This is a genomic window from Thalassolituus sp. UBA6592 (assembly GCF_002433655.1).
Classification (GTDB): Bacteria; Pseudomonadota; Gammaproteobacteria; order Pseudomonadales; family Oceanobacteraceae; genus Venatoribacter.
Genome location: NZ_DJIO01000003.1, coordinates 1 through 7,161, shown reverse-complemented (window position 1 = coordinate 7,161; position 7,161 = coordinate 1). Strand labels below are relative to the sequence as shown.

The following is a 7,161-nucleotide window of genomic DNA, read 5'->3' as shown; positions in this document are numbered from 1 at the left end:
GAGATTGGCAACACCGCCCTGGGTTGTGTGTGAGGTGGGGTCTCGTGTCTGTATGAATGGCGCGTGCAGCGTTCTGTTTCGGTTCTCTGTGCAGCGGGCATTGCGCGCTTACCACTTCAGCGCAGCTTACGCTGCTTTTTGTTACTTCGGCGCAGATTACGCTTCTTTCTGTTGCTTCAGCGCAGCTTACGCTTCTCTCTGTTTCTTCAGCGCAGCTTACGCTGCACGACCTGACTGATCGCGGTTGCCACTTCCGGTTCGAGGCCAACCGGGCTGTGCAGCTGGATAGAAACCGGCGTGCCGGCGGACTCCAGTTCCTGCTGCAGGGCTTCGATCATGACCGGTACATCACGGCGAAGGTGGCGGCCAGCGGCAAAAAACAGCGGCAGAATATCAATGCTGCTGATGCCTTCGGCTGCAAGGGTGTTCACTTGAGCGCTCAGTGACGGTTCAGCCAGTTCCATGTAGGCCAATTCTGTACGGCAGCCATTGGCCCCCATGGCCTCGCGGATCTGCGACAACAGAACATCAAACGGCGCCAGCCAGTGCGGGTCGGAACTGCCATGAGCAAGCAGGATGGAGGCTCGGGCCGAGCCCTGCTGCAGCACGGTATCAGGGGATTCTGTGATGGTCATTGTGGCTTCCGGTGTTTGGTCTGTGTGTCACTGTGGCAGAAACTGATGCATCCAGTCAGCGGCTTTGCTACCGCTGAGCCATGCACCTTCGAGGCTGCCGCTATGGCACCAGTCTCCGCACAGCGCCAGCGGTGTATTGTCATCGTGCAGAAAGCCTGAGTCCAGCGGGTTAGCCGGAATCGCGTACAGCCAGCGGTGCAGCCACTGGTTATCCGGATGCAGCTGTGTTGCAGACGGCTGGTGCTGTAGCAGGTCATTAAAAGCATTGAACAGCAGCTGCTGCACAGAGTCACGGGCGCTGTCGACCTGTTGCCGGCTCCACTCATGGCTGGCATGAATTACCCAGGCTTCCTGCTGTTGGTTGCGTCCTGGTTTGCTGCTGTTGCGCGCCATCCAACTGATCGGGCTGTTATGAACGAAGACGGCATCCGGCAAGCACTGCAATGGCTCAGGGAAGGTCAGTAACAGGCTCCAGCAGGGCAGCATATCGACCTGTTCACACAGAGAAATCAGTTGCGAGGCTGCACTCAGCAGGGGAATGGCCTGTTGCGGTGGAGTGTTGATGATCAGACCATCAAAGGGACCATATTCATTGTTCTGGTCATCCCACAGCTGCCAGCCATTATCGTAGCTGGCGCGCACGATGCGCACGGACGGTACAAACTGGTTGGCGGCGCCCAGCAGCGCGCGGCTCAGGCCGGTCATACGTGGCATGCCAACATAACGGGTAACCTGATCGGCACTGGGGGCAATGACAGCGTCACCCTGCATATCAACCATACCGGGCTGTACCGGCCATTCGCTGATCAGTCCGGCTTTCTGCCACTGCTGCAGTTGCCGGGTAAATGCCTCACTGTGAGCACGCATAAACTGAGCGCCCATGTCCCAGCTGGCGTCGCCCAGCTTTTTGGTCGCCATGCGTCCACCGGAACCGCGGCTCTTATCAAATACCGTGACGGAGTGACCCTGTGCCCGTAACGATTGCAGCGCTGTCAGGCCAGCCAGGCCGGCTCCGATGATGGCGATTCTGCTCATAGACATGATTTCCCGTTTACGTTTTTGTACAACTCAGTTGATTGTACATGTTTTTATTATTGTGTATAACTATTGTATAGATTCCTGATGAGGAATCTCTGGCAACGTGATGAATGCCTGCTGGTTGCAGATATTTCGGTTGCAGAGGTACAGGTCGGGTAGTACAGCGGCTGAACAGCATAGCCGGCAGATCTTTACCTCGACAGCTGAAGCTGAATTAAGGCCGAAGTTATTTAAAGAATGCTACTGAGGATACGATTATGAGTTATCAGGCCCCTTTGCGGGATATGCAGTTTGTTCTTTACGAATTACTGAAGTGCGATGAGGTTCTGCCGGCGCTGCCCGGATTCGAAGACGCTTCGCGTGAGATTATGGACGCCATCATCAATGAAGGGGCGCGCCTGACACAGAATGTGATCGAGCCGACCAACACCCCTGGCGATCGTGAAGGTTGCCATTACGATCCGCAAACAAAAACAGTGGCCACTCCGCAGGGTTTTAAAGACGCTTATAAGCAGTTTGCCGAAGGCGGCTGGACCGGCATGTCTGCGCCGGTGGAATTCGGTGGTCAGGGTATGCCGCACCTGCTCAATACCGTGGCGGAAGAAATGATGTGCTCGGCCAACCTGTCGCTGGGTATGTATCCGGGCCTGACCCACGGCGCGGTGAATGCGCTGCTGGGATACGGCACCAACGAACAGAAAGATTACTACCTGCCTAAACTGATTAGTGGTGAGTGGTCCGGCACCATGTGTCTGACCGAGCCGCAGTGCGGTACTGACCTCGGCCTGATCCGCACCAAAGCTGAACCTCAGGCGGATGGCTCGTACGCGGTGTCCGGCACCAAAATCTGGATCACCGGCGGCGAGCACGACCTGACCGATAACATCGTCCATCTGGTGCTGGCCAAACTGCCGGATGCACCGAAGGGCTCAAAGGGTATCTCGCTGTTTCTGGTGCCCAAGTTCCTTGATGACGGCAGCCGCAACACCGCCTTCTGCGGCGGACTGGAACACAAGATGGGCATTAAAGGCTCCGCCACCTGTGTGATGAATTTTGAAGAGGCCAGAGGCTGGCTGATTGGTGAGCCAAACAAAGGTCTGCAGGCCATGTTCGTGATGATGAACAGTGCCCGCATCATGGTCGGGATTCAGGGGCTGGGAATCGGTGAGGCGGCTTATCAGGTGTCGCTGAGTTTTGCCAAAGACCGTCTGCAGAGCCGTTCGCTGTCGGGCCCTAAAGAGCCGGAAAAAGCCGCCGATCCGATCATAGTCCACCCGGATGTGCGGCGTATGCTGCTGCGTCAGAAGGCCACCATTGAAGGCTGCCGCGCACTGGCTTACTACACGGTTATGCAGCTGGATATTTCCCTGCACAGTGAGGATGCGGAGGCCCGTGAGCGTGCTGATGACATGGTCCAGCTGTTGACACCGGTGGTGAAAGCTTTCCTTACCGACGAAGGCTTTTTCTGCGCCAACGACGGTCTGCAGCTGATGGGCGGCTCCGGCTTTACTCAGGACTGGCCGCTCGAGCAGTTTGTGCGGGATGCGCGTATTACCCGCATTTATGAGGGCACAAACGGTATCCAGGCGCTGGATCTGGTCGGCCGTAAACTGGGCATGAATGGCGGACGCTCGGTGAAACGCTTCTTCGCCATGCTCCAGCGCTACATGGAAGAAAACCCGGGCGCGCCGTTTGTCACAGAGGTGAAAGATGCCAGCAGCAAACTGCAGAGCGCGACCATGTGGTTGATGCAGCAGGGCATGGCTGACGGTGAACAGGCGGGAGCAGCGGCTACTCCGTATCTGCGACTGTTTGCTCTTACGGCTGTTGCCTTTTTCTGGAGCCGGATGGCGTTACTGGCGCAGCAACAGCTGGAAGCAGGAACCACAGAAACCGACTTTTATCAGGCCAAAATTCACAGTGGTCAGTTTTTTGTAAGCCGTATTCTGCCTCAGGCAAGCTCTCTGCTGGCAGAGATTGAATCCGGTAAAGACAACCTGATGGCGATGACTGAGGCCCAGTTCTGATCAGCCGCTGCCGGCATACGCTAAGCTGAAGTGTGCGTCAGGCAGTCCGGTACGGAGGCAGGAATATGAATAAGCAGCGTATTTTCATAACCGGTGGTAGCGGATTTATTGGTTCCCGTTTAATCGACCGCTGGCTGCAGCAGGGGCATCTGATTACCGTGCTCAGCCGCCGGCCGGAATGGGTCGCACAGCGCTGGTCAGGGCAGGTTGCCGCTGTGTCCGCTTTTCAGCAGCTCAGCGGTTCCTTTGATGTACTGGTGAATCTCGCTGGCGAAGGGATCGCTGACAGCCGCTGGACACGGGCACGCAAAGCCGAACTGTTCGACAGCCGTGTCGCCCTGACCGCAGACCTGGCGCGCTGGGCGACATTAACCGGGCAGCGCTTTAAGGTGGTTCTCAGCGGCTCGGCCATTGGCTATTACGGTGGCTTTGCCGATGACAGCATCAGCCTGAATGAGCAGGCCAGTGCGGGCAGTGATTTTGCCGCGCGCCTGTGTGCCGAATGGGAACAGGCGGCAGCGCCGCTGAAAGAACTGACCGAACGCTTTCTGGTGCTCAGAACAGGGGTTGTGCTCGGCGCTGATGGCGGCATGCTGAAACGTCTGAAGTTGCCTTTCAGTCTGGGCCTTGGCGGGGTGATTGGCGATGGCCGTCAGGTGCTGTCCTGGATTGGTCTTGAAGATTATTGTCGCGCGGTCGATTTTTTACTTGATGGCCAGATCAGCGGTGCGGTGAATATGACCGCCCCGCAACCGCAAAGCAACCGGACTTTCACGCAGGCGTTATCTGCCGCTCTGCATCGTCCGGCACTGATGCCGATACCGGCCTTTGTTGCCAAAGCAGCATTTGGTGAAATGAGTGTGCTGCTGTTGCAGGGGCAGAAAGTCATGCCTGAATGTTTAACCGCGGCGGGATTTCAGTTTGAGCAACCCCATTTACACGATTTGTTGAGCCATATTTACCATCACTGACGGCTTTTGACTGAAGTGCAGTAACAGACTGTTGGCCGTTAAGCAGGCAGTCTGTTACCGCGTGTTTTTTCCTGTAACACATCAAAAGTTTGACACCTGTCATTTATCCCAATTGTTTGATTTTACTGGCTTTTACGTCGTTTCTTTAACTGAAAACTGACGCGACAGGAAAGTCTGTAGATTTCTGTTATCGGCAATTGCGGTACCGCCTTTAGGCAGCTAAACCTAAGTTAGTCCCAGCGTTTTCTTACGGTCGTAAAAATAAATATACGATCCAGCGAAAGCCCGTTTTAACAGGTAACACCCTGAGGTGTGCCATAACAGGTTTAAATACATGAGCATCAGCCGCCAGACAGTCGATCAGTACCTCTACGAATTTGATCAGGGTTACCAGGTAACCTACGTGAATTATTCACGTGCCAATGAACTCACCGACGCTCAGTTGATCCTGACTCTTGAGCGTGGCTGTGAGCGCAAAACCTTTGCTTTTTCCCAACCGCATTTTAACGATGTGGATAAGAACCTGATCGCCAGCCATGGTCTGTATATCGCAGCGATCAAGAGTTCACCGCTTGCCCCTAACCGGGTGGAAGTCGGTGATGTGGAAGGCGGGTTCGCCTATTTCAGTGCCAAAAACGTTAAGAACATTACGCCAACAGCTTAATGACATTCAGTTCCTCAGCTCTGCTGCCGGGAGGATTGCCCTCTTTCTTCCGGCAGCTGAGCATCGAAGAAAACGCAGTAACGGACTGGTAATTATCTCCTGATGTTTGTTTTCCGCCTTTGAGAGCAGATTCTGCTCTCTTTTTTTGCCTGCAAGTTCTCATTGTCTTTGTGGTCAGTCATGACAGTATGGTCATAAGTCTCTATTCTTACGCCAGATTCAGTTTCCGCCGGAGATGTCATGACCGACCAGATATTTATCATCGCAGCCTATGGCATGATCGTGCTGCTCAGCCTGCTTGCGATCATTACCCTCAGCGTTTTCGGCTGGGTGGCCTTTGCCTACTTTATTGATATCCGCCAGACCAGCCATACAGTGCGGCGTAACTTCCCGGTCATCGGCCGCTTCCGCTATTTTTTCGAGCATCTGGGGGAGTTTTTTCGCCAGTACTTCTTTGCCATGGACCGCGAAGAAATGCCGTTTAACCGTGCTGAGCGCAGCTGGGTGTACCGGGCTGCGAAAAAGGTGAACACCACCATTTCCTTCGGCTCGACCCGTCATCTGGATTTACCGGGTACGGTTATTTTCGTGAACAGCCCCTTTCCGGCACTGAAAACCGAGTTTGCTGAGACTCAGCCAATCACCGTGGGCGAACATTGCCGTACGCCTTACACCACCAGTTCACTGATCAATGTGTCCGGTATGAGCTTTGGTGCGCTGTCGCAGCCAGCAGTGCAGGCTTTGTCACGTGGTGCGAAAAAAGCCGGAATCTGGATGAACACCGGGGAAGGTGGCCTGTCGCCGTATCACCTGGAAGGTGGTTGCGACATTGTCTTTCAGATTGGTACCGCGAAATACGGCGTGCGTAATGAACTGGGTGAACTGGACGACGATAAACTGCATGCCATTGCCGCCCACGAGCAGGTACGCATGTTTGAAATCAAACTTAGTCAGGGGGCGAAACCGGGCAAGGGCGGCATTTTGCCTGGCGCCAAAGTCACCGAAGAAATTGCAGCTATCCGCCATATTCCGGTGGGAGAGGATTCCATCAGCCCTAATGGCCACCCGGATATCCGCAGCGTAGACGATCTGCTCGATATGATTGCCCGTGTGCGCGCGGTGACCGGTAAACCGACCGGCTTTAAAGCGGTATTGGGCGATATTAACTGGATCCGCGATCTGTGCCGTGCCATTCAGGTACGTGGCCCGGAAAGCGCACCGGATTTTATTACGCTGGATGGTGCCGAAGGCGGTACAGGGGCAGCGCCACAACCGCTGATGGATTACATGGGGCTGCCACTAAACCAGTCGCTGCCTATGCTGGTGGACATGCTGGATGAATACAATCTGCGCCCGCGTATCCGGGTAATCTGCTCCGGTAAGCTGATTACACCTGACCGCGTAGCCTGGGCGCTGTGTGTTGGTGCCGATTTCGTTGTATCGGCCCGTGGATTTATGTTTGCGCTGGGCTGCATCCAGTCGTTTCAGTGTAATAAAAACACCTGTCCGACCGGTATCACCACCCATAATCCCCGCTTGCAACGCGGTTTAGTGCCATCAGACAAAGCGGAGCGGGTGGCTCACTTTGTGGAAACCATGCTGCAGGAAGTGGGCATTATTGCGCACTCCTGTGGTGTCGATGAACCGCGTAAGCTGACCCGCCATCATGCGCGCATGGTGCAGCCAAACGGTGAAGCCCGATTGCTGTCGCAGCTTTATGGCAGTAAGGATTTTCATCCGGGTAATGAAATTCAGTACAGTGAAGAGTAATTAAGCAGACGTAAAAAAGCCGGGATAGTCCTCACTGCTGTCCCACAGTTTGGGGC

Annotated in this window: 6 protein-coding genes; 4 read left to right on the top strand and 2 right to left on the bottom strand. The window is 54.9% G+C overall.

All coding sequences use genetic code 11. From position 1 onward, the window contains the following. Nucleotides 1-206: 206 nt before the first annotated feature. Nucleotides 207-635: a sirohydrochlorin chelatase gene (locus B2Z72_RS00140; RefSeq protein ID WP_296983104.1), complete on the bottom strand. Its 429-nt coding sequence runs from the start codon at nucleotides 633-635 to the stop codon at nucleotides 207-209. 27 nt (nucleotides 636-662) lie between these two features. Next, a complete protein-coding gene (locus B2Z72_RS00135; RefSeq protein WP_296983101.1) occupies nucleotides 663-1,670 on the bottom strand; it encodes an NAD(P)/FAD-dependent oxidoreductase in 1,008 nt (335 codons plus the stop codon). A gap of 257 nt (nucleotides 1,671-1,927) precedes the next feature. On the opposite strand from B2Z72_RS00135, the gene B2Z72_RS00130 reads away from it, so the two are divergent. The 4 genes from B2Z72_RS00130 to B2Z72_RS00115 all read left to right on the top strand — a co-directional run bounded on the left by B2Z72_RS00130 (nucleotide 1,928) and on the right by B2Z72_RS00115 (nucleotide 7,105). Then, a complete protein-coding gene (locus tag B2Z72_RS00130) occupies nucleotides 1,928-3,700 on the top strand; it encodes an acyl-CoA dehydrogenase C-terminal domain-containing protein (RefSeq protein WP_296983129.1) in 1,773 nt (590 codons plus the stop codon). A 65-nt stretch (nucleotides 3,701-3,765) separates the two neighbouring features. Then, a complete protein-coding gene (locus B2Z72_RS00125; RefSeq protein ID WP_296983100.1) occupies nucleotides 3,766-4,671 on the top strand; it encodes a TIGR01777 family oxidoreductase in 906 nt (301 codons plus the stop codon). A gap of 334 nt (nucleotides 4,672-5,005) precedes the next feature. After that, a complete protein-coding gene (locus B2Z72_RS00120) occupies nucleotides 5,006-5,335 on the top strand; it encodes a hypothetical protein (protein ID WP_297003948.1) in 330 nt (109 codons plus the stop codon). A gap of 240 nt (nucleotides 5,336-5,575) precedes the next feature. Continuing rightward, nucleotides 5,576-7,105: an FMN-binding glutamate synthase family protein gene (locus B2Z72_RS00115; RefSeq protein ID WP_297003946.1), complete on the top strand. Its 1,530-nt coding sequence runs from the start codon at nucleotides 5,576-5,578 to the stop codon at nucleotides 7,103-7,105. Nucleotides 7,106-7,161 lie beyond the last annotated feature (56 nt).

What these genes read in the sequence shown, in the direction of transcription:
- B2Z72_RS00140 (WP_296983104.1), bottom strand. Translation starts at nt 635, where the DNA reads ATGACCATCACAGAATCCCCTGATACCGTGCTGCAGCAGGGCTCGGCC.
- B2Z72_RS00135 (WP_296983101.1), bottom strand. Translation starts at nt 1,670, where the DNA reads ATGAGCAGAATCGCCATCATCGGAGCCGGCCTGGCTGGCCTGACAGCG.
- B2Z72_RS00125 (WP_296983100.1), top strand. Translation starts at nt 3,766, where the DNA reads ATGAATAAGCAGCGTATTTTCATAACCGGTGGTAGCGGATTTATTGGT.
- B2Z72_RS00120 (WP_297003948.1), top strand. Translation starts at nt 5,006, where the DNA reads ATGAGCATCAGCCGCCAGACAGTCGATCAGTACCTCTACGAATTTGAT.
- B2Z72_RS00115 (WP_297003946.1), top strand. Translation starts at nt 5,576, where the DNA reads ATGACCGACCAGATATTTATCATCGCAGCCTATGGCATGATCGTGCTG.